Here is a 22991-nt window from a genome sequence, read left to right as displayed (position 1 = left end):
TCTCGGCGCTCCGGGCGAGTGGTCCGCGAATATCCGCGAATATCCGCCCAGGACGCCGAGATCGCTCTTGAGACGGCGGTCAGAACATCGACGACAGGCCGCCGGTGATCGAGGACACGAGTTCCTTGCCCTCCTCCGCGACCTTGTTGACCACCGGCGCCACCTTCTTGGCGGCCGGGGTAACCCACTTGGACTTGCCCAAGGTGGCCAGGTTCAGGGCGGACCAGGCGGCGGACTCGATGAACTGGCCGCTGGTGAACCCGTACTCGAGGCCGGTGAACAGGCTGCTCAGTGCTTCGGCCCCCATCGACACGGCGCCGAAGTACACGGCGACCGGGGCCAGCGGGGGAAAGACGAGGCTGGCGACGCCGAGGCCGATGCTGATGAATCCCGTGGCGACGCTGACGGTGTTGAAGGCACCGGCCCACCAGTTGGCGTCCGACCACCAGTCTTCATTCTCGGGGCCGGTGCCGTTCTGGTTGACGTCGTCGTTGGTCTCGTTGTCGGCCGGATCGTTCCCGCTCTCCCGCTCCTGCTTCGCCTTCTCGGCGGCCTCGCGGGCGGCCTCCGCGATCTCGGCCTCGCGCTTCTGGGTGGCGATGGCGCGGGCCTGGCTGGCCGCGGCCGCCGCCGTCTGCGCGTCCTTGCCCGCGGCGAGCGCTGAGGCGCGGGCGCTGGCCGCGGAGGCCTGGGCGCTGTTGGAGGAGTTCAGGGCCGAACGGGCCGCGTCGGTCGCCTTGTTCGCGGAGTAGTTCGCCGAACGGGACGCTCCGCGTGCCGTCGCCGCCGCCGAACTTGCCTGGTTCGCCGACGCCTGTGCGTCCGCGGCGGACTTGTCCGCGGCGTCCGCGTTCTGCTTCGCCTGCGTGGAGTACTCCTCGGCCTTGCTCGCCGAGGCCAGTGCCTTGTCCGCCCACTGCTGCGCCTCAGCGGCCGCCTGGCGGGCGTCCGCCCCCGCCTTCGACGCCAGCGCCGCGTTCTGCTGTGCCGTGTAGGCGATCTTGGCCGCGGCCGCGATCGCTCCGCGGATCGCGGCGACATGGGTGGCGGAGTCGTGGTCGAGCTGTGTCGACGCGAACTGCACGACCTGGACGAAGTTCCGGCGCATCCACGTCGGCCCCTCCAGGGCCACCTCCGCGTATGCCTTGGTGTAGTCGCCCGCGGCGGTCACCAGCGACGCGGTGGTGACGGCGTCGTCCTCGCGGATCGCGGCGGGGTAGGTACGCTCGAAGAAGTCCTGCAAGGCTTCCGGGGTGTTCGCGTCGAGCGCGTCGTTGGCCGCCTTGGTGACGGCCTTGCCTGGCTTCTCGTTGAGGATGCGGCCGATCTGTACCTTGTTGTCGTCCTTGGCCGCCCGGATGACCCCTGAGGTGATGAAGTCACCCACCGCCACAGGACTGGAACTCTCCAGAGCGGCCTGTGCCGCCGCGGCGATGGCGGGGCTGGATATCTGGGCTATATAGAGGACGGTTTCCCGGTCGTCCTGGTTCTGGGCGATGGTCCGGTCGAGGTCGATCCAGGAGAGCAGGTCGTCGTCGCTGCCGGACAGCGCGAACTGAGCCGCGTCCCGCGTCCACGCGCCCGTGGCAACGAGCAGACCGGTGGCGGCCTTGCGGCCCAGCGTGGCGGCGAGTGCCAGGTCGCCGGTCTCCCACAGGGCCTTCTCGGCCGCGGCGATGACGTCCTTGAGGGCCTGGTCGGTCTGTGCTTCCTGGGTGCGCTTGTTCTCGTACTCGGCCCGCTCCTCCTCCTCGATCTGGAACAGCAACTGGGCCTCGTCCAGACCCTGCAGCCGCTCCTGCTCCAGGCGCGCCAGTTCCGCGTCCCGCGCCGCCTGCTCCACCGCCATGGCGTCCGTCACGGCCTTGGTCGCGGTGTTGGCCGCCTTGACGGCTTCAGCGGCATGGGCGGTGGACTTGTTCGCGTAGTCGATGGCCTGGCCCGCGTACTTCACGGCCTCGTCGGCCGCGTCCGCCGCCTTCTCGGCGTGGTCGGCGGCGGAATTGGCGGCGTCACGTGCGGCACGTGCCGCGGTGGCGGCCGAGTTGGCCAGAGCCTGGGCGGTGGAGGCGGCGTTGGTGGCACGGTTGGCGGCGGTGGTCGCGATGGCGGCCTGCCGCTTGGCCTCCGCGGCCTCCGACTGGGCGATTCCGGCCGAGGCCGCGGCCTGCGCGGCAGCGGTGGCCGCGGCAGCGGCGTTACGGGCGGCGGAGGCGGCCGACGAGCCGGCGCCTGCGGCCTGCGCGGAGGCGGTCGCGGCGTAGTCGGCGGCCTTTGCCGCCGACCGGGCCTTCGCGGCGGAGTTACGTGCGGCGACCGCGGCGTTCTTGGCGGCCTCGGTCTTGGAGGCGTCCTTGGAGGCGGCGATGGCGGCGTTGTAGGCGCGGGCCGCCGCACCGCCCGCGGTCGAGGCGGCCTGAGAGGCGGCGGTGGCGGCCCAGGAGGCACGGCGCGAGGCGGCCACGGCGGCGTTGGAGGCGTTGATGGCGGTCCGGGCGGCGTTCGCCGCCCCCGTGGCGGCACTGGCCGCCTTGCGGGCCGCGGCCGCGGACTTCTGCACGTCGTTCTTGGCGGCTGCCGCCTCGGCCGCCGCCAACTCCGCCGCTTCCTTGGCCTTCGCCGCGGCGCTCTGGGCACGCTCGGAGGCCTCGACCGCGAGGTTGGTCTCGGCCTGGGCCTGCTTGCCCTCCCGCTCGACGACCGCGACGAGTTCCTCGATCGTCGCCGACTCCTGGTCGCGGGCGCGCGCGATGTGCTGACCGGTGTCGAGGAACCACTGGATTTCGGTGGCAGTGCCGTTCAGCGCACGGGCCGCGTACTTGCGTACCTCGGATCCGGCGTTGATGAGCATCTCGGAGACCTGAACCCTCGCATCCTCCAGGCGGGCGGTGAACTGACCCACCGTGAGGAAATCCTCCAGCGCCTGCTGCGTGCCCGCGTTCAGGGCGGCGGACGCATCCCGCTGGACCGCCTTGCCGCCGGTGGCCGACACGGTGGCGTTCCCCACCTGCAGGTCTTCCAGCAGAGCGGACTTGTATCCCCCCTGGAGGAAGGCGGCGATGGTGCTGTCACCGTTGTCGAGAGCGGCAACGGCATCGCGGCGCAGGCCCTTGCCCGAACGGGCGAGATAGTTGGCGATCGCGACGCGGTTGTCCTCCACGGTGACCTTCGGCAACGTCTGGCTGAGGAAGGTCTGGATGCCGACGTCGGTGCCGAGGAGCGCGTCGGCCGCCGCTGCCTTGGTGGCCTTTCCACCCGTCATCCATGCCTTCACCACCCTCGCCCGGTCGGTCTCCGGCAGCGCGAGCGGATCGGTCGCCGTGTCCGCCGCGGTGACTGCGCGGGCCACGGGCGCCAACGTCAGAGGCGAAGCAGCGGCGGCCGTGACGGCGGCGAGTGCACCAAGGAGCCGTCTGCGACTCCAGAACATCGTCTGCATATGCGTTTTGTCCTCGTGGTTTCTGCTGGTGTGGGACCAGTGAGACGTATGCGATGCCTACGCATTGACGCGACCATACCAACTCACGTGCCTACAGAAATCAATTCGCCGCGACAAAAAATAAGACATGCCCGGGACGCACCGACGACGGGCCCGGTTGCCATCAAGAAGCGGAATGAGACCCTTCGTTACTAATTTTTTACAGAGGCCAATACAACCTTCCGGCGATCGTGACGAGGGTCACAGCACACTCCCAACTATCGTCCGTTTTATGGCTGTTGGAGGAGTGGACAAGCTCGGATGAGCGAGATGGCATAACGAACACAACACGACTCCCCGAACGCGGGGAGGATTTTTTATTCACGGGGGGCAACAAAGTGGAAACACTTGTGGACTGGTTATGCCCCCCGCCGGAGGGCGGGGCGATCCAAATTGCGGACGCCTTCACGCTCATCTCGAACCGCGTTAAGAAAATCGGCTCGAAAGCAACGAGTTTAGGAAATTGATGAAGGCACTCACCACCATTGCGGCGAAGCCGCAGCGGAAAAGATTCATAGCCCGTACGCTGGGCGCGGCGACCGTCGGCGCCCTGGCGTGGGTCGCACTGGCGGCCGGCGTCCCCGGCGGGTCCCACCCCGAGGCCGACGCTGCCACCACCGTGGCGGACGACGCCCCCGGCTACGCGGTCGAGGACTTCAACTACCCGGGGGCCGACAAGATCCTCGCGGAACAGGGCATCGTCCTCAAGCGCGGCGACGGCCACATCACGCTCGCCGACTGCGCGAGCGGCACCGGCCTCATCCAGGTCATGGCCCGCGAGCAGGCGGGGACGATCTGCTTCCAGGTCGTCGGCAACTCGGGCTGGCTGACCCTGGAGATCCCCTCCGTCTACGCCATCAAGGGCAACGACTACGACACCCAGGTCGACATGACCGTCGGGGCCGAGGAGAAGTCCTTCGACATCCTCAACAACAGCTGGACCCCGGTGGGCGAGAGCGCGGACGAGCAGGGCCGCGAATTCATGCTCGTGGAGATCAGGACCTCCAAGTAGCGCTGCCCCTCCGCCAGATCTGCCTCAGAAGGACTGACCTCATGCGACACACCAGACCCGTGCGCCTCGCCGCACTGGCCTCATCCCTGATCGCGGGATCCGCCGTACTGACCGCGGGCTCCGCCGCCGCCGTATCCGGGCCCGCCGTCCCCTCCGGTGACACCACCTACGCCTACACCGCGCAGCTCATCATCGGCGACCACACCCGCGGCTGCTCCGGCGTCCTGGTCGACACGGAGTGGCTGCTCACCGCGGCCAGTTGCTTCGCCGAGAACCCGGCCGTGAGCCTTGCGGTGCCCGCGGGCAAGCCGGCCCTGAAGACGACGGCGACCATCGGCCGCTCCGACCTGGCCGGCACGGCGGGTGCGGTGCGCGAGGTCGTGCAGCTCGTCCCGCGCACCGACCGTGATGTGGTCCTGGCCCGGCTGAACCGGCCGGTCACCAATGTCACCCCCCTCCCCCTGTCCGCCACCGCGCCCGTCGCGGGTGAGGAGCTGAGGTTCGCCGGCTACGGACGCACCAAGACCGAGTGGGCACCGCTGAATCTGCACACCGGCGCGTTCACGGTCGGCGCTTCCGCCGCCACCACGGCCACGGTCACCGGCAAGGACGGCGCGGCCGCCTGCATGGGCGACACCGGCGGCCCCGTGGTGCGCGTGGTGAACGGCGTCCACCAGCTGGCCGCTCTCAACAGCCAGTCCTACCAGGGCGGTTGCTTCGGCATCGACGCCACCGTGACCAACACCGGCGGCATCACCGCCCGCGTCGACGACCTGGCCTCCTGGGTGAACTCCCAGGTCGGCGCGGTTCGCATCACGGACTTCAACTGCGACGGTGTCGAGGACATCGCCGTCGCCGACCCCAGCGCGACCGCGGGCGGCGCCGCCGACGCGGGTCTGGTGCGGGTCGTGTACGGGGGCGGGAAAGGCACCGCCGAGATCAGCCAGGACCTCGACTGGGTGCAGGGCAGCTCCGAGGCCGGCGACTCGTTCGGCGAGAGCCTGGACACCGTCGACTACGACGAGGACGGCTGCACCGACCTCGTCGTCGGCACGCCTTCCGAAGACCTCGGCACCGCCACCGACGGCGGCATGGTCGACGTCCTGCACGGAGCCTCGGGTGGCATCGGCACGGGCACGACGAAGGACACCCACTTCCAGCAGGCCACCGGTTCCGGTTCCATCGGCGCGTCCGCGGCCGAGACCGGCGACCGCATGGGCCAGGCGCTCGCCGCCGGCACCACAGCGGCCGGTGAGCCCTTCATAGTGATCGGTGTGCCCGGCGAAGCACTTGGTTCCATCGCCAAGGCGGGACAGGCGTTCTACGTGCACGGCACCACCAACATCTCCGTCTCCCAGGACAGCACAGACGTGCCGGGTAGCGCCGAGGCGAACGACGGCTTCGGCAGCACGGTGGCGGCCGACGCCAACCAGATCGTCATCGGCGCCCCCAACGAGACCATCGGCACCAACGCCAACGCCGGCAACCTGGCCGTCTTCAGCCACACGCTGAACGCCGAGGGCAGGCCCACCCCGCGGTTCGGCCTCGACCAGGACCTGGACACCGTCTCCGGCGGCGCCGAGGCCGGAGACCTGTTCGGCAAGTCCCTGGCCGTGGTCCCCTACCGCCCCTCGGGCGCGGCAGCCGCCACCGAGTCGATCCTCGCGGTCGGCTCCCCGGGCGAGGACCTGACCGTCGACGACGTCAACAAGACCGACACCGGCAACGTCCTCACCTTCCGCATCACCGCCTCAGGCGCCTACAGCCAGCTCAACTCCTATGCCTCGGGCACCGGCGACGACGACGTGGCCGGCACCGGCGAGGCCGGCGACGCCTTCGGTACCACCGTGACCGCCATCAACACCGCACCGCGCGCGGTCAGCACCACGGCGACGCTGAAACTGGCCGTCGGCATCACGGGCGAGACCGTCGGCACGGCGGCCAAGGCGGGCGTGATCACCACCTTCTCGCTCCTGGGCGCACCCGGTGCCAACGACCGCTGGCTCGAAGCGGGCGACGGCGACGGCATCCCGGGCACCCCCGGCGCCAACCAGGCCCTGGGCACCAGCCTCCACTTCACCGGCACCAAGCTGTACGTCGGTATGCCCTACGGCCCCACCACGTACGGCGCCCTCCACGCCCTGCCCCTGTCCAACGTCACCGCCGGCGGCGCCATCGCCGCGATCACCACCTACCAGCCCGGTCAGGGCGGCCTCCCGGCCTCCGGCACCGACTTCGGCTACGCGGCCCGATAACCCGCTGGTCCTCCGGGGACCGGCCCTCGCCGGCCCCCGGAGGACCTGAGCCCGGCACTGGGCACCACCACCGCGGCTAGGCTTGCGGCACGTTCGCGATGTGTGTGGAGGTCACCATGGCCGGGACCCGGCTGGACGGCAGGGTCGAACGCGGCAACCGTACGCGGCAGTTGGTGCTCCGCCGTACCGTCGACATCGCCTCGGTCGAGGGACTCGAGGCGCTGTCCGTCGGCCGGCTGGCCACCGAGCTCGAACTCAGCAAGAGCGGGGTCTTCGCGCTCTTCGGTTCCAAGCAGGAGCTCCAGCTCGCGACCGTGCGGGCGGCCGCACGCATCTACGTCGAGCAGATCATCCGGCCCGCGGCCGAGACCCTCGCCGGGATCGCCCGGCTCTGGCAGCTGTGCACGCTCTGGCTGGACTACTCCCAGGGCCGCGTCTTCCCGGGCGGCTGCTTCTTCTACGAGGTCGTCGCCGAGTTCGATGCCCGGTCGGGCCCCGTGCACGACGCGGTCGTACGCGCCCAGCGGGACTGGACGGAGCATGTGGAGCGCACCATCGCCGAGGCCCGTGACCTCGGCGACCTGCACCCCGGCACGGACGCCCCTCAACTCGCCTTCGAACTCATCGCGTTGATGGAAACAGCCAACGTCGTCTCCGTCCTGCACGACGAGACGACGGCCTACCGCAGGGCCCGCGTCGCCATCGTCTCCCGGCTGCGTGTGGCGGCGACGAATCCGTCGCAGGTGCCCCAAATCCCTTGATGTGAATGGATATTGACCCTCGGATCTGTTCGCAAAACAAGTAGCACGACCGTTCGCTTAGTTTTACGCTAGGGGCATGCGACGCCGAACGATCCTTCGCTCACCCTGGCAGCCCGGCCCAGGGACCGACGCCCACGGCGGACCCGTAGTCGTCAGCTTCACCGACTTCACCTCCGACACCTTCCGGCGGTCGTGGTCAGTCGCCCTCGACGGGCTGCGGCTTCGCCGGACCTGGCCTCGGACCCCGGGCGCGATCGGCATGTGGCTGTGGGCGGATCCACTGCGACGGCGCTCGGGCTCCCTGGCCGTCTGGGCCGGCGAGGCGCGGCTCAAGGAGTTCGTCGGCCGAGCCGACCACATACGGATCGTGCGCGCGTACCGGGGCCATGGAGTGGTGCGGTCGGAGCACTGGGAGACCGACCGGTTCGACGCGGCGGAGACCTGGGCACACGCGCACCACCTGATCACCAAGGACGCCTGATCCTCTGAACGCCTGAACATCGAGGAGAGCACATGCCAGCCGCGGAAGCGGACATCGTCGCGCTCGACCGAATCGCCGTACGCGAGTCGCTCAGGGTCGTGGAGCTGGCGAGGCAAGCGGACTGGGAGCGGGACACGCCATGTACGGGGTGGACCCTGCGCCGGCTGGTGGCGCACATGGCCGCGCAGCACCACGGGTTCGCGGCGGCCACGCGAGGAGCGGGGGGCGAGTCGGCGTACTGGCGTGAACCCGAGGACTTGACTGAACCGTGGCGGGCGTACCGGGGAGCGGCGGCGGCCGTGCTCGCCGCTTTCGCCGAACCGGACGTGATCGGCAGGGAGTTCATGCTGCCCGAGCTCGGGGGCGTCTTCCCCGGGCAGATGGCCGTCGGCTTTCACTTCATCGACTACGTGGTGCACGCGTGGGACGTGGCCGCCACCCTCGGCATCGGACTCGACCTCCCGGAGCACGTCCTGGACGCGGCGGTGGCCGTCGCCCGGCTGGTGCCCACGGATCCAGCGGGGCGGGGGCCGGGATTCGCGTTCGCGCCCGCCCTCGGCGTTCCGGCCGGCTCGGGTCCCCTGGACGAGGCGCTATGCCTGCTGGGCCGCGCCCCGGAGAAGTGGCCACTGCCGAGCTGACGACACAAAACGAGCCGGAGTCGACGCCTGACAACCGATGCCTGATCGCTGATCGCAAAGAGGTTTGAGTGGAGGTTGAACAACACATCCGTCCCGCACGTACCTCCTGGCGCTGGCCAAGTACAGACACTCAACGACCAGTTGGGTTCCCGGGAGGCTCATTATGCGGCGTATCAACGGTACCGTCCTCGTCTTTGCGGCACTCGTCGCCACCGTCGGCGCGCTCGCGTTCCCCGTATGGTCATACGCGGACCGCTCAGGCACCGGACAGGCGAACGTGGCGGCGGGCACCGTGAACACCCGCTGGGGTCCACTGACCGCCCAGGACCGCGATCTGATCGTCCGCGTACGGCTCGCCGGTCTGTGGGAGCTGCCCGCGGGCCAGCAGGCGCTCGAACGCGCGCCCTCGCAGGCGATCAAGGACGTGGCCGACCACCTCATCGTCGGCCACACCGACCTCGACAAGCGGGTCCGGATCGTCGCGGCCCAGCTCGGCGTCGCACTGCCGAACCAGCCGAACGAACTGCAGACCGGCTGGCTCAAGGAGATGACCGCGGCGACCGGCTCGGACTACGAGTACAAGTTCGTGAACCTGTTGCGGGCCGCGCACGGAACCATCTTCCCGGCCATCGGGACCGTCCGGAACACCACACGGAACACCCTGGTGCGCCAGCTGGCCTCGGACGCCAACCAGACCGTGCTCGACCACATCACGATGCTGGAGAAGACCGGGTTGGTCGACTTCGACGCCATCGCCAACAACGTGGCGAACTCCACCACCGCCAGCCCGACCGGTCCCGCGGCACCGGTGCCCGGCCAACTGGCACCGTCAGCGCCGGCCGCCGAGGCGACCGGTGACCCCGCGACCACGTCCCAGCCCTCGCCCGGCGAGCCGGCCACGGTGGACACCAAGCGCCCGGATCCGGTGGACTCCGACGGCGTGCTCGGATAGCCGACAGCCGAACCCGCCCGGCGTCCGGGTCCGAACCTCAAATGTTGCTCTGAACGTGGCGAGCGCGAGGTTCGGACCCGGACGCCGGGGCCATACCCCCGTCACGCCGGAACAGCGGCCGTCGAAGGAGACGGACGCCGGCTGTTACCGGTGGAGCCGTGCAGGCGGGGTGAAGGAGGGGACGATGGAGCGACTGGGGACGGGCATCGGATGGCGGCCGGAGATCGCGGACGCCGTGGAGCGCATACCGGGCATCGACTGGGTCGAGGCCGTGGCCGAGAACCTCTGCCCCGGGCATCTCCCCGAGTCACTGCTGCGCCTGCGTGAACGCGGGGTCACGGTGATCCCGCACGGCGTCTCCCTCGGCCTCGGCGGCGCGGACCGGCCCGACGACGCACGCCTCAAGGCCCTGGCCGAGCGGGCCGAAGCGCTGGCCTCGCCGCTCATCACCGAGCACATCGCCTTCGTACGCGCGGGCGGGCCCCTGACGGCCTCCGCACATCTGGAGGCGGGGCACCTGCTACCGGTCCCCCGCACCCGGGACGCGCTGGACGTCCTGTGCGAGAACATCCGCATCGCGCAGGACGCACTGCCCGTTCCGCTCGCGGTGGAGAACATCGCCGCGCTGATCTCCTGGCCCGGCGAGGAGATGACGGAAGGCCAGTTCCTCTACGACCTCGTCGACCGCACCGGCGTACGCCTCCTCATCGACGTCGCCAACCTGCACACCAACCACGTCAACCGCGGCGAGGACCCCGTCAAGGCCCTCGACGAACTCCCCGTCGAAGCCATCGCCTACGTCCATGTCGCCGGCGGCTTCGAACGGGACGGCGTCTGGCACGACAGTCACGCCCACCCCGTCCCACAGCCGGTCCTCGACATCCTGTCCGAGCTCGCCTCCCGGGTGACCCCGCCGGGCGTCCTCCTGGAACGGGACGAGAACTTCCCGGAGCCCGGTGAGCTGGAGCGGGAGTTGGGAGCGATTCGGGGCACGCTGGAGAAGGCCCGGACCGCAGTGGAAAAGGAAGCGGAAGGGAAAACGGTGGACCCCTCCCTGCCCAGGCCCTCCGGCGCAACCGGAACAGCGACCGCAACTACAGCCGGAACAGAAACCGGCCCCGGAATCGGACCCGGAACCGACCCCGCCCGCCAGCGCCTCGCCCTCGCGCAGACCGCGCTGCTCTCCGCCCTGGTCGCGGCAACCCCCGTGCCCGAGGGGTTCGACCGCGTACGGCTCGGGGTGCAGGCGCGGGCACTGGCCGCCAAGCGGGCCGATGTCGTGGCGAAGGTCGCGGAGGAACTGCCGGAGATCCTTGGGGCGGCGTACCGGCCCGCGTTTCTCGCGTACGCACAGGGACATCCGATGACCGGCGGCTATCGGCGCGACGCCCTGGACTTCGCCGAGCACCTGCTCCTGGCGAGCCGCCCCGAGGACGCGGAGACCCGGCGACTGCTGCGCGACTGGTGGCTGGAGCGCTCGGGCCCGGCCCCGCTGTCAGGGCGCCCCGCGGCCCGCTTCGCCCGCGCCACCCGCCGGGTGCTGCTGCGGCGTTGAGTACGCGCGCGGCGGCCCCGCACCGCCGCGAAGTGTGCGCGGGCTAACACGGGCTTCTGTGAAGGCAATGTGCGCACCCTGTTTCCTCACCTTTGGGACATTCTGTCGTACGCCCGAACCACCGCAACCCGCGCGTTCCACCCACCCATCAACCCAGTCCTCCTGTACGGCAGTTGGCACGGCACCCGCAGTAGCATGCCAATCTGCACGCGGAACGCACTCAGGTGCGGTGCCGCAACAGGAGGCACCATGCGATCCATCAACCGCACCGGATTGATCAGTGGAACAGGGCTCATCGTCACGGCCCTCACGGCCACCCTGGCCGCGCTGGCCTTCCCGATCTGGTCGTACGCGGACCGCTCCGGAACCGGCCTGGCCACCTTGAACACCCAGACCGTGTCGACGCAGTTCGGCCCGCTTTCCGCGCTCGACCGGGAGTTCATCACCAAGGTCCGGCTGGCCGGACTGTGGGAGCTGCCCGCGGGCCAGCAGGCCCAAGAGCGCGGCACCACCGAGGCCGTACGGACCGCCGGGGAGCACCTCATCGCGGGCCACGCGTTCCTCGACGCCCGCGTCCGCAACGTGGCGGCGCGCCTCGGCCTCGAGCTGCCCAACCAGCCGACCGACCAGCAGCGCCAGTGGCTGACCACGCTCGACCAGGCACATGGCGTTGACTACGACCGCGAGTTCGCGAACATCCTCCGCGCGGCCCACGGCAAGGTCTTCTCCCTCGTCGCCCAGGTCCGCGCGAACACCCGCAACTCCCTTGTACGCGATCTTGCCGACGACGCGAACACCACCGTGCTCGACCACATCAAGGTCCTCGAAGCCACCGGATACGTCGACTTCGACGCCCTCGCCCGGGACGCGGCCTCCGCCGCCCCGCCCCCGGTCACCAACTCCCCTGCCCCACCCGGCCCCACCCAGTCCCCGAACTCACCGATCCCGGTGGTCCCGTCACCGGGCTACACCCTCCCCCCGGCCGCCTCACGCGACAACACGTCCTCGACTCCCTAGGACAGGTCCTGGTCGTACGAGCGGAAAGCGGAGCATCACATACCGACAACGCTCCGTCCAACATGTGAACAATCCATGGCGCTCACCTGGTCCATCGCATAGAAAAATGCACATGTTCTGGGTACTTCTCCTGCTCCTGGCCTGGGCCGCGGCCGGCACCGCCTGCATACGACTGTGCCTGGCGGCCGTTCGCTCGGCGGCCGTCGACGCGAAGACAGCCCGCGATCACAGCCTCACGCTGTACGAGGCGGCGTTCCTGTCCGGTGGCCCGGCCCGGGTCGCCGAGCTGACCCTGGTGTCGATGGCCCGCCAGCGCCGCCTGCTGCTCGCCCACACGGGCTGGGCGACCGTCGTCGACCCGCGCGGGCACGACGAGATGGAGCGCTCGGTGATCGGAGCGATCGGCCCGGAGGGGCAGTCCCGGATAGCTCCGGTGCGGGCGACCGCGGCCGCCGCGGATTCCGTACACCGCCTCGCCGACCGCCTCGTCGCCGCGGGCCTCGCCGTGCCCGACGGCGAGCGCGGCACCGTCGCCGACGCCGTCCGCCAGGTCCGGGCCGCCGCGGCAACCGTCCTCGTCCTGGGCGCCGTGGCCCTGCTGCTGCCCTCCCAGGCTCCGGCGACCGAGTACGAGGTGCCGGTGGCCGTCTGGTTCGCGCTGCCGTTCACCCTCACGCTGAGCTGCCTGGCGATCGCCCGCATCGAGGTGCACCCCTACTCGCGCTGGGCGTCCCCGGCCGGACAGCGCCTGCTCGGCACCCTGGCGCGGCGCCCGGACAGCACGGGCGACGACCGTACGTACCTCACCTCCGTCGCCGTACGCGGCATCCGCGCGATCGGCGAGCCGGACCTGCGCGCGGCCTTCACCCACCGCGACCGAGACCCGGAACAAAGGGGCTGACAGGCGCGCCAGGGGGCGCATCGGGGTCATTGGAGCCGACACTGCGGCCCGGTCCTTTACTTCACCAACCGCCGAACGAAACATCCCCTTTGTCGCTGCCGTGCGCTGAAGGGATACGCGATGAGAGCTGCCGTCCTCTACGGAACCGCAGGATCCTTGCTCCTGTCCGCCCTCGTCTCCGTCCCCGCGGGCGGCGAACCCCGCTGGCCAGGCGACCCCCTCCGGTCGGGGGCCGACACACGCGGCACCGCCGTCGCCGCCGAGCGCGCCGCGGCCGCCGGTGTCCGCTTCGGCGCCTGCTCGAAGGCGGAGGACCTCCCGGACCACGTCCGGTGCGGCACGGTCACCGTGCCCCTCGACTACGCACACCCCGACGGCAAGCAGATCAAGCTGACGGTCAGCCGTGTGAAGGCCACCGGAAAAGACGCGAAGAACTCGAAGCGGAAGGTCCCGCGCCAGGGCGCCCTGGTCTACAACCCCGGCGGCCCGGGCGCCTCCAGCATGTACTTCCCGCTGATCGGGTTCCTCCCCGAGTGGAAGCGCGTCTCGGCGGCGTACGACCTCGTCGGCTACGCCCCGCGCGGAGTGGGCCGCAGCGCCCCGCTGTCCTGCCAGGACCCGAAGCAGCTCGGAAAGGGGCCCACGCAGTCGCCGACGTTCCCTTCGGAGTCGTACAAGAAGGAACGCATCGCGGAGGCGAAGGCGTACGCGCGTGGCTGCGTCGAGCGCTCCGGCCAGGCCGTCCAGCACTACACCTCGCTCAACAACGCGCGCGACCTCGACGTCCTGCGGGCCGCGCTCGGCGAGCGGAGGCTGACCTTCATGGGAGCTTCGTACGGCACGTACTTCGGTGCCCTGTACGCGACGCTCTTCCCCTCCCACGTACGCCGGATGGTCTTCGACTCTGCGGTGAACCCCGACCCGGACCAGATCTGGTACCAGAACAACCTCGACCAGTCCGCCGCGTTCGAGATCCGCTGGGCGGACTTCCGCGCCTGGATCGCCCGGCACGACGACGTGTACGGGCTCGGCGCCACGCCCGAAGAGGTGCTGCACAGCTACGAGAAGGCGCTTGCGCAGCTGGCCGCCTCGCCCGCGGGCGGCAAGGTGGGGCCCGGGCAGTTGCAGGGCGCGTTCCTCCAGGCCGGGTACTACGACGACTACTGGCCGTACCGCGCCCAGGCCCTGTCCGCGTATCTGAAGGGCGATCCCAAGCCACTGATCGAGCAGGCGGGGCCCTATCCGGAGGCGGCCGCCGAGCAGGAGAACGGCAACGCGGTCTACACGGCCGTCGAGTGCAACGACGCTCCCTGGCCGACCGACTGGCGCACCTGGGACCGCGACAACACGCGCCTGGCGCGCAAGGCGCCGTTCGAGACCTGGGACAACGTGTGGATGAACCTGCCGTGCGCGTACTGGCCCGTGCCGCGGCAGCAGCCCCTCGACGTACGGACGTTGCCCGGCGCGCTGCCGCCGACCCTGATCCTGGCGGCCGAGCGGGACGCGGCGACGCCGTACGAAGGTGCGGTGGCGCTGCAACGGCGGCTGTCAGGCTCGGTCCTGGTGACCGAGAACGGCGCCGGGACGCACGGGATCGGCGGCGGCCCCAACAAGTGCGTCAACGGCTACCTGGACGCCTATCTGCTTGAGGGCAGGCTCCCGGTGCGGCGCGCGGCGTGCGCACCGCACGCGGAGCCGAAGCCGGTGGCGCCGGACAGTCGTTCGAAGGACGTGAAGAAGAACGTCAAGAAGGACGTCGAGAAAGCGTCCTGAAACCGTCCGGCGCTCCGGGTCCGCGGTCCGCTCAGGCGAGGCCCGCGACCAGCTCGGAGATGTCCTTGCGGCGGCCCGTGTAGAAGGGGACCTCTTCACGGACGTACATCCGGGCCTCGGAGGCACGCAGGAGGCGCATGAGGTCGACGATGCGGTACAGCTCGTCGGCCTCGAAGGCGAGGATCCACTCGTAGTCGCCGAGGGAGAACGAGGCGACCGTGTTGGCTCGCACGTCCGGGTAGCCGCGGGCCATCTTGCCGTGGTCGGCGAGCATACGGCGACGGTCCTCGTCGGGCAGCAGATACCAGTCGTACGAGCGCACGAACGGGTAGACGCTGACGTAGTCGCGCGGGTTCTCGTCGGCGAGGAACGCCGGGATGTGCGAGCGGTTGAACTCGGCGGGGCGGTGCAGCGCCATGTTCGACCAGACCGGCTCCAGGGCGCGGCCCAGCTTGGTGCGGCGGAAGAGGTTGTACGCCTCCTGCAGCTGGTCGGCGGTCTCGGCGTGCCACCAGATCATGAGGTCGGCGTCGGCGCGCAACCCCGACACGTCGTACGTGCCGCGGATGGTGACGTCCTTCTTGGCGAGCTGGTCGAAGAGGTCCTGGACCTCTTCGGCGTAACCGGCCCGGTCAGCGTCGTCGGGCAGCACGTCCTTCAGCTTGAAGACGGACCACAGGGTGTAGCGGATGACCTCGTTGAGGTCCTTGGCCTTCTTGCCGGCGTTCGGAATCTTGGCGGGGGCGTCGTCACTCATGGGGCTATTCTCCCGCGCCGCCGTGGAGGCTCTGCACCGGGTTCGTGATCAGCGCGTCCAGCCCGCCGCGGTCGCCGCCGAGCTGGTCCACGGCGGCGTACGCGCTCGCGATGCACGCGGGGATGCCGACCCCGTCGTACGCCGCGCCGCAGACGGCGAGTCCCGGCAGCTTGCCGACGTGTTCGCGGATGCGGGCCACGCGCGCGTGGTGCCCGACGGGGTACTGCGGCAGCCCGTCGTCCCAGCGGGTCACGCGGGTCGCGACCGGCGCTGCGTCCAGGCCGGTGGCCTCGCGCAGGTCGTGCCGGGACGCGTCCACGAGCTCGCCGTCCTCCCGCCGGAGCACCTCCGTCTCGCCGTAACGCCCCACCGAGGTCCGCAGGACAAGCAGGTCGGGGTTCTCGTCGGCGATCCAGCCCCACTTCTGGGAGGCGAAGGTGGAGGCCTTGATGGTGTGCCCGTCAACAGGCGGCACCAGAAAACCGCTCCCTTCAGGGAGGGCGATTTCGCTGCGCCGGTAGGCGAGGGTGACGAGCGCCATGGAGGCGTACTCCACGGCGGCCAGCTCGGCCGAGGCGGCGGGTGCCTCGGCACGCAGCAGGGCGGCGGCAACGGGGGTGGGCAGCGCGACGACCACGGCGTCGGCCTGGAGGATCCGGTCTCCGGCGACGACGCGCCAGCCGGTGTGCGCCTCCGCGCCGGCCACCCGGCGCAGCTCCGTCACCGGCGCCCCCGTGACGATCTCGCCGCCCCGCGCGCGGACCGACTCCGCCACCGCGAGCGGCAGTTGGCCGATGCCTCCCTGGATGCCCATGAAGACCGGTCCCGGCTGCGGGTTCCGGGCGGCTTTGGCCTGGATCTCGCGGACGGCCTCCGTCAGGGAGTCGTGGGTCCTGGCGGCCTCGAAGAGCTGGGGAACGGCCGAGCGCAGCGAGATCCGGTAGGCATCGCCCGCGTAGACACCGCCGAGGAGGGGCTCGACCAGGCGGTCGACCACTTCGCGTCCGAGGCGGGCCGCCACGAACTCTCCCACCGCCACGTCGTCGCCGACCTCCGTGCGGGGCAGCTCGGCATCCCGCTCGATACGGCGCAGGCCCTCGTCGGAGAGGACGCCGGAGAGGGCGGACGCGGTGCCGGGAACGCCCATCACATGCCCCTTGGGCATGGGGCGCAGGGCACCGCGGGTCCAGAGCGAGGCCGTCGCGGTGGCGGGCGGCTGGAGACGGTCCGCGAGCCCCACCTCGCGGGCCAGGGCGACCGCCTCGGGGCGGCGCGCGAGAATCGACTCGGCGCCCAGATCGACGCGCACGCCGGCGATCTCGCCGGGCAGCAGCTTGCCGCCGACGCGGTCCGATGCCTCCAGGACGGTCACGCGCACGCCTCGGTCCAGCAATCGGTGGGCGGCGGCCAGACCCGCGATCCCGCCCCCGATGACAACCACGTGTCCCGTACCCGTACGAGTGTCCTGTGCGCGCATACCTCCACTTTCGCAGACCCCACTGACACGCCCAGCAGCCCCCGGTGTCCTCCACGAGTCCTGACCGTGACCGCATCGGGACCGATTCGGTCCAACGTCCGGGCCCTTCCGGGCGTCGAAGGAGCGTCAGTCGTCACGACCCTCGGGGGGATGCCCACATGCGCACACGAAGCTCCGTACGACCCGTTCAGGCCCTGGCCGGGATCCTGCTCGCCGCCGCGCTCGCGCTGACGGGCTGCAGCGGTGCCGGTGACAGCAGCACGTCCAGCGACTCGGCCGGGGACAACAAGGCCGTGGCTCCGGCCGCCGGGGACGAAGCCGCGGGCTCCGGGGAGGACGCCGCAGGCACCGCGGACGAGGCCGGGGGCGCCGCGGACAGCGGCAAGAGCGGGGCCCAGGCCCCCACGAAGGCCCCGGACCTCACCGCGAACCGGATCATCCGCACCGCCTCCCTGACCGTGCAGGTCAAGAACGTGCCCGACGCCCTCGACCAGGCCCGCACCAGCACCGCGAACGCGGGTGGCTTCGTCGGTGACGAGACCACCACCCGGGACGAGGAGGGCAACGAGCGCACCCGCGTCGTCCTGCGCGTGCCCACCGACCAGTACGACGAGGTGCTCGCCGACATGGAAGGCACCGGCAAGCTCCTCGAACGTACGGCCAAGGCGCAGGACGTCACGGACCAGGTCGTCGACGTGGAGAGCCGCATCAAGACGCAGCGCGCCAGCGTGGCCCGGATCCGCGAGCTGATGGACCAGGCCACCAAGCTCAGCGATGTGGTCACCCTGGAAGGCGAGTTGAGCACCCGGCAGGCCGACCTGGAGTCCCTGCTCGCCCAACAGGCCTCCCTGGAGGACCGCACCAGCCTGGCCACCATCACCCTGACGCTGTCCGAGACCCCGGTGAAGCAGGCGGAGAAGAAGGACGACGATCCGGGCTTCGTGGACGCGCTCGCGGGCGGCTGGAACGCGTTCGTCACGATGCTGCGCTGGATCGCCGTGGCGTTCGGCGCGATCCTCCCGTTCGCGGCGGGTGCCGCGCTGCTCCTCGCACTGTGGGTGCTGTGGGTACGTCTCCTGCGCACCCGGCTGCCGCGCCGCCCGGCCCCGGCGACGGCCTCCCCGGCCGGCACGCTGCCCGTCGCCCCGCCCGTCCGGGAGCGGGAGGAGGGACGCGAGCAGGACTGAAATGCCCCGCCCCCGTAGCGTGTTCGTATGAGCATGAACCGTACGAGCGGTACCCCCGGCGGAGTGAAAGAGCGACTGGTCGTGATCGGCGGTGACGCGGCGGGCATGTCCGCCGCGTCACAGGCGCGCCGGCTGCGGGGGCCGGACGAGCTGGAGATCGTGGCGTTCGAACGGGGGCACTTCACCTCGTACTCGGCGTGCGGCATCCCGTACTGGGTGGGCGGTGACGTCGCCGAGCGGGACGAACTGATCGCCCGGACCCCGGACGAGCACCGCGAGCGCGACATCGATCTGCGGATGCGTACGGAGGTCACGGAGATCGACGTCGCGGGTGCCCGGGTCCGCTCCCTCGACCTCGAATCCGGGGCCGAGGAGTGGACGTCGTACGACAAACTCGTGATCGCGACCGGCGCGCGCCCGATCCGCCCGGACCTGCCGGGCGCCGACGCGCCGGGCGTGCACGGCGTGCAGACCCTGGACGACGGACAGGCCCTCCTCGACACGCTGGCCGCGACGGATGGCCGCCATGCGGTGGTCGTCGGCGCGGGCTACATCGGCGTGGAGATGGCGGAGGCGCTCATCAACCGCGGGTACGAGGTGACGGTCCTCAACCGTGGCAAGGAGCCGATGTCCACGCTCGACCCCGACATGGGCCGGATGGTGCACACGGCCATGGAGGGCCTGGGCATCACCATGGTGAACGACGCCGAGGTCACCAAGGTGCTCACCGGCGAGGACGGGCGGGTACGGGCGGTCGTCACGGAGGACGCGGAGTACCCGGCGGACGTGGTCGTACTCGGCATCGGCGTACGCCCCGAGACGACGCTCGCCAGGGCCGCCGGGCTGCCCCTCGGGGACCACGGCGGGCTGCTGACCGACCTCGCGATGCGGGTACGCGGGCACGAGAACATCTGGGCGGGCGGCGACTGCGTCGAGGTGCTCGACCTGGTGTCGGGACGCGAGCGGCACATCGCACTGGGCACGCACGCCAACAAGCACGGGCAGATCATCGGCACCAATGTCGGCGGCGGTTACGGCACCTTCCCCGGCGTCGTCGGCACAGCGGTGAGCAAGGTCTGCGACCTGGAGATCGCCCGCACCGGGCTGCGCGAGAAGGACGCGCGCAGGGCGGGCCTACAGTTCGAGACCGTCATCATCGAGTCGACGAGCCGCGCGGGCTACTACCCCGGCGCGGACCTTATGACCGTGAAAATGCTCGCCGAGCGCCGCACCGGACGGCTGCTCGGCGTTCAGATCGTCGGACGGGAGGGCGCCGCGAAACGCGTCGACATCGCCGCGGTGGCGCTGACGGCCGGCATGACCGTGGAGCAGATGACCGCCCTGGACCTGGGCTACGCACCGCCGTTCTCGCCAGTGTGGGACCCCATCCTGGTGGCGGCGCGCAAGGCGGTCGCGGCGGTACGCGCGCGTGGCGCGTGATCCCGAGGCTCCTCCCCAGGGAGCGCGCTTTACGCCGTCTCGTGGCCGGGTGCCGTCGACCCGTTGATCCGGTCTATGGCCTGCCGGGCCTGCTCGGCGGGCGGCCGCCCGGGCAGCGAGGAGACGGAGGCCGAGGCGGCCGCGGGCATCGCCGTGGGCGGTTTCGCGTGCGTGGCGGCGGCCCTGGCGGAGCGCAGCCGGTGGCTGACGGCCTCGTCGAGGGTCACCGGACGCTGCATCCGCGCCGCGAGCCGGCCGGCCTCCTGGCCGAGCGCGGCGACATCTTCCCAGGGCAGGTGCAGCACCAGGGCGATCTCGGCCTCACCGTCGGGCAGGGCATGGATCAGAGGATTGACTCGGTCGTTCATCGCCTGTGTCCTCACGTCTTCCTCGCGCCACGTCTTCGTCGCAGTGCGGGCGGTTGAGGAGACATACGCACGGGCCCACGGAGGTGTTCAGCGCCACGGGGGCGCGCTTCCCCGAGTCCACCGACGCGCCCCCGCCGACGCGCGGATTTCCCCGCCCCATCGGGGGCAGTACTTCTTCGTGGTCATACCCGTCCATGACGTGAACCCGGTTCGGCGCACGCCCTATGTGACGTACGCGCTGATCGCCGCCAACGTGCTCGTCTTCCTCTTCACGCCCGGCACAACCGGTTCCGTGACGGGTGACAGCGGCCTGTCGCAGCTCTGTCATCTCCAGGCGTTCCTGGACCACTACGCCGTGGTGCCGCAGGAGCTGATCCACCACCAGCTGCCCAGGCTGGTGCCCACGGGCGAGACCGGCGTCGGCCCGCAGGGCACCGGCTGTGTGGTGGCCCCGCCGGACTACGACAAGTCACCGGCGCTGTCGGTGGTGACGGCGATGTTCCTGCACGGCAGTTGGCTGCACCTGCTGGGCAACATGCTCTTCCTGCTGATCTTCGGCAACAACATCGAGGACCGCCTGGGACACGTGCGGTTCACGCTGTTCTACGTCGTCTGCGGCTACGCGGCCGCGTACGGCTTCGCCTACTTGAACGACGACTCGGGCGACCCGCTGATCGGCGCTTCGGGAGCGATCGCCGGGGTGCTGGGCGCGTACCTGGTGCTCTATCCGAAGGCCAGGGTGTGGGTCCTGGTGCCGTTCCTGGTCTTCCTGCCGCTGCGGCTGCCCGCGTGGATGGTGCTGGGCTTCTGGTTCGTGCTCCAGGCGGTGTACTCGTCCGGCGAGGGGGTCACCGACGCCGGGACGGTGGCGTACGCGGCCCATGTGGTCGGCTTCCTCGCCGGGATGCTGCTGGCCTGGCCCCTGCGCCCGGGCACCCCGGCCCCGCCGGAGCCGCGCCGCCTGCTGTGGGGCAGACGGGCGCGGCATACCTGAGGTCTCAGCGCACGGTGTGCGTGTGCACGTACTCCACGAGCCGGGTCAGCGCGTCCGGGTCGGTGGTCGGCGGGACGCCGTGGCCGAGGTTGAAGACATGGCCTTCGAGATCCGCGGCCGCGTCGAGCACCTCGCGGGTCTTCGTCTCCACGGCCTCGGTCGAGGAGAACAGAACGGCCGGGTCGAGGTTGCCCTGAAGAGCCTTGCCGGGGCCGACACGGGTGGCGGCCACGTCGAGCGGGACACGCCAGTCGACGCCGACGACGTCCGCGCCGGCCTCGCCCATGAGGCCGAGCAGTTCACCGGTGCCGACGCCGAAGTGGATGCGCGGAACGCCGTACGACGCCACCGCCTCGAAGACCTTCGTGGACGCCGGCATCACCGAGCGCCGGTAGTCGGCGGGTGCCAGGGCGCCGACCCAGGAGTCGAAGAGCTGCACGGCGCTGGCGCCCGCCTCGATCTGCACCTTCAAGAAGGCGGAGGTGATCTCGGCGAGACGGTCGAGCAGATCGGCCCACAGTTGCGGGTCGCCGTACATGAGCGCCTTGGTGTGCTCGTGGTTCTTGGACGGACCGCCCTCCACGAGGTAACTCGCGAGGGTGAAAGGCGCGCCCGCGAAGCCGATGAGGGGGGTCGAGCCGAGCTCGGCCGTGAGCAGACCGATCGCCTCGGTGACGTACCACACGTCCTCGGGGGTCAGGTCGCGCAGCTGAGCCAGGTCGGCGCGGGTGCGGATCGGGTTCGCGACGACCGGGCCGACACCCGGCTTGATGTCGAGGTCGATACCGATGGCCTTCAGTGGTACGACGATGTCGCTGAAGTAGATCGCCGCGTCCACCTTGTGCCGACGCACCGGCTGGAGGGTGATCTCGGCGACCAGGTCGGGCCGCATGCAGGAGTCGAGCATGGCGATGCCCTCGCGCAGCTTGAGGTACTCGGGCAGCGAGCGCCCGGCCTGCCGCATGAACCACACCGGCGTGTGCGGCACTGGCTCGCGCCTGCACGCCTTGAGGAAGGCGGATTCGTAGGTGGCTCGCGGCTGCTGCCCGTCAGGGCTGTCGTTGGCACTCACGACGGAAAGTCTCGCACGGCCCGCCGACAGCCGAGCCCCGGGCACCCGGTGCGGAACAACCCCGAGAACCCCGTAGAACCCTGGTCCATCGGCGCTCGCGGAGGCGCGTTCGTGCGGCGCGATCCGGACAGTGGTCCCACGCACGGGTGTCTCTCCCTGCGCGAAGGCTCTGTTCCCCTTAATCTTCCCCGCATGGCTGCGGCTCAGGGACGACTGTCGGACGGCGCTGGCGGAATGGACGACTCGAAGGAGGGGAACCGAGATGCGATGGCGACGGCTCCGCCGCCCTTCCGGGCCGCCGTCGACGCGCTGAAGGGCGCGCGGCTGCGGCCGGAGATCGAGATCGACCCGACGCCTGCGCCGAAGCGCCTGGCCCCGTACGCGTACGCGCTGGAAGCGGCGGTCGTCGCCGCGGACGAGGATCTGGCCGATGGCCGCCTGGTGCTGCTGCACGACCCCGCGGGGCACGACGCCTGGCAGGGCACCTTCCGTCTGGTGACCCTGGTCCGCGCGGAGCTGGAGCCGGAGATGGCCGCCGACCCGCTGCTTCCCGACGTCTGCTGGTCGTGGCTGACCGGCGCGCTCCTGGCCCGCGGTCTGTCGTACGGCGAACCGAGCGGCACCGTCACGCGCGCCAGTTCGCACTACTTCGGCGGCCTCGCGGAGCGCCCTGCCGCCTCCCAGATCGAGATCCGGGCGTCGTGGACGCCGCGGGAGGGCATGGGCGGCGTGCCGGACGCCGCCGCGCATCTCGCCGCCTGGTGCGATCTGCTGTGCCAGGTCGCCGGGCTTCCGCCGGTGACACCGGGCGAGGCGTCGGTGGTCAGCCTGCCGCAGCGCCGGGGGCCGCAGTCCCGCTGAGCGGGCGGT

Annotated in this window: 19 protein-coding genes; 14 read left to right on the top strand and 5 right to left on the bottom strand. The window is 70.8% G+C overall.

The features are described 5' to 3' along the window. Positions 1-79: 79 nt before the first annotated feature. Positions 80-3349, bottom strand: a complete 3270-nt coding sequence (locus AB0N66_RS00865) for an ALF repeat-containing protein (RefSeq protein WP_365426499.1) — start codon at positions 3347-3349, stop codon at positions 80-82. 595 nt (positions 3350-3944) lie between these two features. On the opposite strand from AB0N66_RS00865, the gene AB0N66_RS00860 reads away from it, so the two are divergent. The 10 genes from AB0N66_RS00860 to AB0N66_RS00815 all read left to right on the top strand — a co-directional run bounded on the left by AB0N66_RS00860 (position 3945) and on the right by AB0N66_RS00815 (position 14826). Then, positions 3945-4490 (top strand): hypothetical protein, encoded by a 546-nt coding sequence (locus tag AB0N66_RS00860; protein ID WP_365426496.1) that lies wholly within the window; start codon positions 3945-3947, stop codon positions 4488-4490. 41 nt (positions 4491-4531) lie between these two features. Next, entirely contained in the window at positions 4532-6745 is a 2214-nt protein-coding gene (locus tag AB0N66_RS00855; RefSeq protein ID WP_365426493.1) for a trypsin-like serine protease, read from the top strand. Between the two features lie 116 nt (positions 6746-6861). Further along, complete coding sequence (locus tag AB0N66_RS00850; RefSeq protein WP_365426490.1) at positions 6862-7506, top strand: TetR/AcrR family transcriptional regulator; 645 nt, start codon at positions 6862-6864, stop codon at positions 7504-7506. Between the two features lie 76 nt (positions 7507-7582). Then, a complete protein-coding gene (locus tag AB0N66_RS00845; protein ID WP_365426487.1) occupies positions 7583-7987 on the top strand; it encodes a hypothetical protein in 405 nt (134 codons plus the stop codon). Between the two features lie 32 nt (positions 7988-8019). Continuing rightward, positions 8020-8628, top strand: a complete 609-nt coding sequence (locus AB0N66_RS00840) for a TIGR03086 family metal-binding protein (RefSeq protein ID WP_365426486.1) — start codon at positions 8020-8022, stop codon at positions 8626-8628. A 163-nt stretch (positions 8629-8791) separates the two neighbouring features. Beyond that, positions 8792-9580, top strand: a complete 789-nt coding sequence (locus AB0N66_RS00835) for a DUF4142 domain-containing protein (RefSeq protein WP_365426483.1) — start codon at positions 8792-8794, stop codon at positions 9578-9580. Between the two features lie 184 nt (positions 9581-9764). Beyond that, the gene (locus AB0N66_RS00830; RefSeq protein ID WP_365426480.1) at positions 9765-11135 is read left to right on the top strand and encodes a DUF692 domain-containing protein; all 1371 of its coding nucleotides are present in this window, start codon (positions 9765-9767) and stop codon (positions 11133-11135) included. 249 nt (positions 11136-11384) lie between these two features. Beyond that, positions 11385-12152, top strand: a complete 768-nt coding sequence (locus tag AB0N66_RS00825) for a DUF4142 domain-containing protein (protein WP_365426477.1) — start codon at positions 11385-11387, stop codon at positions 12150-12152. A 112-nt stretch (positions 12153-12264) separates the two neighbouring features. Continuing rightward, a complete protein-coding gene (locus AB0N66_RS00820; protein ID WP_365426474.1) occupies positions 12265-13053 on the top strand; it encodes a TIGR04222 domain-containing membrane protein in 789 nt (262 codons plus the stop codon). Between the two features lie 120 nt (positions 13054-13173). Beyond that, a complete protein-coding gene (locus tag AB0N66_RS00815; protein ID WP_365426471.1) occupies positions 13174-14826 on the top strand; it encodes an alpha/beta hydrolase in 1653 nt (550 codons plus the stop codon). Positions 14827-14857: 31 nt separating this feature from the next. Here AB0N66_RS00815 and hemQ read toward each other — a convergent pair whose 3' ends face one another. Together hemQ and hemG are read right to left on the bottom strand one after the other, a co-directional pair. Then, positions 14858-15583: a hydrogen peroxide-dependent heme synthase gene (hemQ, locus tag AB0N66_RS00810; protein WP_365426468.1), complete on the bottom strand. Its 726-nt coding sequence runs from the start codon at positions 15581-15583 to the stop codon at positions 14858-14860. A 4-nt stretch (positions 15584-15587) separates the two neighbouring features. Further along, entirely contained in the window at positions 15588-17060 is a 1473-nt protein-coding gene (hemG, locus tag AB0N66_RS00805; RefSeq protein WP_365426465.1) for a protoporphyrinogen oxidase, read from the bottom strand. 158 nt (positions 17061-17218) lie between these two features. Between hemG and AB0N66_RS00800 the strand changes: the two genes are divergently transcribed. Beyond that, positions 17219-18247: a DUF4349 domain-containing protein gene (locus AB0N66_RS00800; RefSeq protein WP_365426462.1), complete on the top strand. Its 1029-nt coding sequence runs from the start codon at positions 17219-17221 to the stop codon at positions 18245-18247. Positions 18248-18274: 27 nt separating this feature from the next. Further along, positions 18275-19687 carry an FAD-dependent oxidoreductase gene (locus tag AB0N66_RS00795; protein ID WP_365426459.1) on the top strand — a complete coding sequence of 471 codons (1413 nt, stop codon included), beginning with the start codon at positions 18275-18277 and terminating at the stop codon, positions 19685-19687. 29 nt (positions 19688-19716) lie between these two features. On the opposite strand, the gene AB0N66_RS00790 is transcribed toward AB0N66_RS00795, so the two are convergent. Continuing rightward, the gene (locus AB0N66_RS00790) at positions 19717-20055 is read right to left on the bottom strand and encodes a hypothetical protein (RefSeq protein WP_365426456.1); all 339 of its coding nucleotides are present in this window, start codon (positions 20053-20055) and stop codon (positions 19717-19719) included. A gap of 178 nt (positions 20056-20233) precedes the next feature. On the opposite strand from AB0N66_RS00790, the gene AB0N66_RS00785 reads away from it, so the two are divergent. Then, entirely contained in the window at positions 20234-21049 is an 816-nt protein-coding gene (locus AB0N66_RS00785) for a rhomboid family intramembrane serine protease (protein WP_365426453.1), read from the top strand. 4 nt (positions 21050-21053) lie between these two features. Here the strand turns inward: AB0N66_RS00785 and hemE are convergent, their stop codons facing one another. Beyond that, positions 21054-22121 carry a uroporphyrinogen decarboxylase gene (hemE, locus tag AB0N66_RS00780; RefSeq protein WP_365426450.1) on the bottom strand — a complete coding sequence of 356 codons (1068 nt, stop codon included), beginning with the start codon at positions 22119-22121 and terminating at the stop codon, positions 21054-21056. Between the two features lie 234 nt (positions 22122-22355). Between hemE and AB0N66_RS00775 the strand changes: the two genes are divergently transcribed. Next, positions 22356-22982 (top strand): DUF3000 domain-containing protein, encoded by a 627-nt coding sequence (locus AB0N66_RS00775; protein ID WP_365427271.1) that lies wholly within the window; start codon positions 22356-22358, stop codon positions 22980-22982. Positions 22983-22991 lie beyond the last annotated feature (9 nt).

Source organism: Streptomyces sp. NPDC093544 (genome assembly GCF_040683495.1).
In the GTDB taxonomy this organism is placed as follows: domain Bacteria; phylum Actinomycetota; class Actinomycetes; order Streptomycetales; family Streptomycetaceae; genus Streptomyces.
Note: the sequence above shows the minus strand (reverse complement) of the source record. Positions and strands in the feature narration are given on the sequence as shown.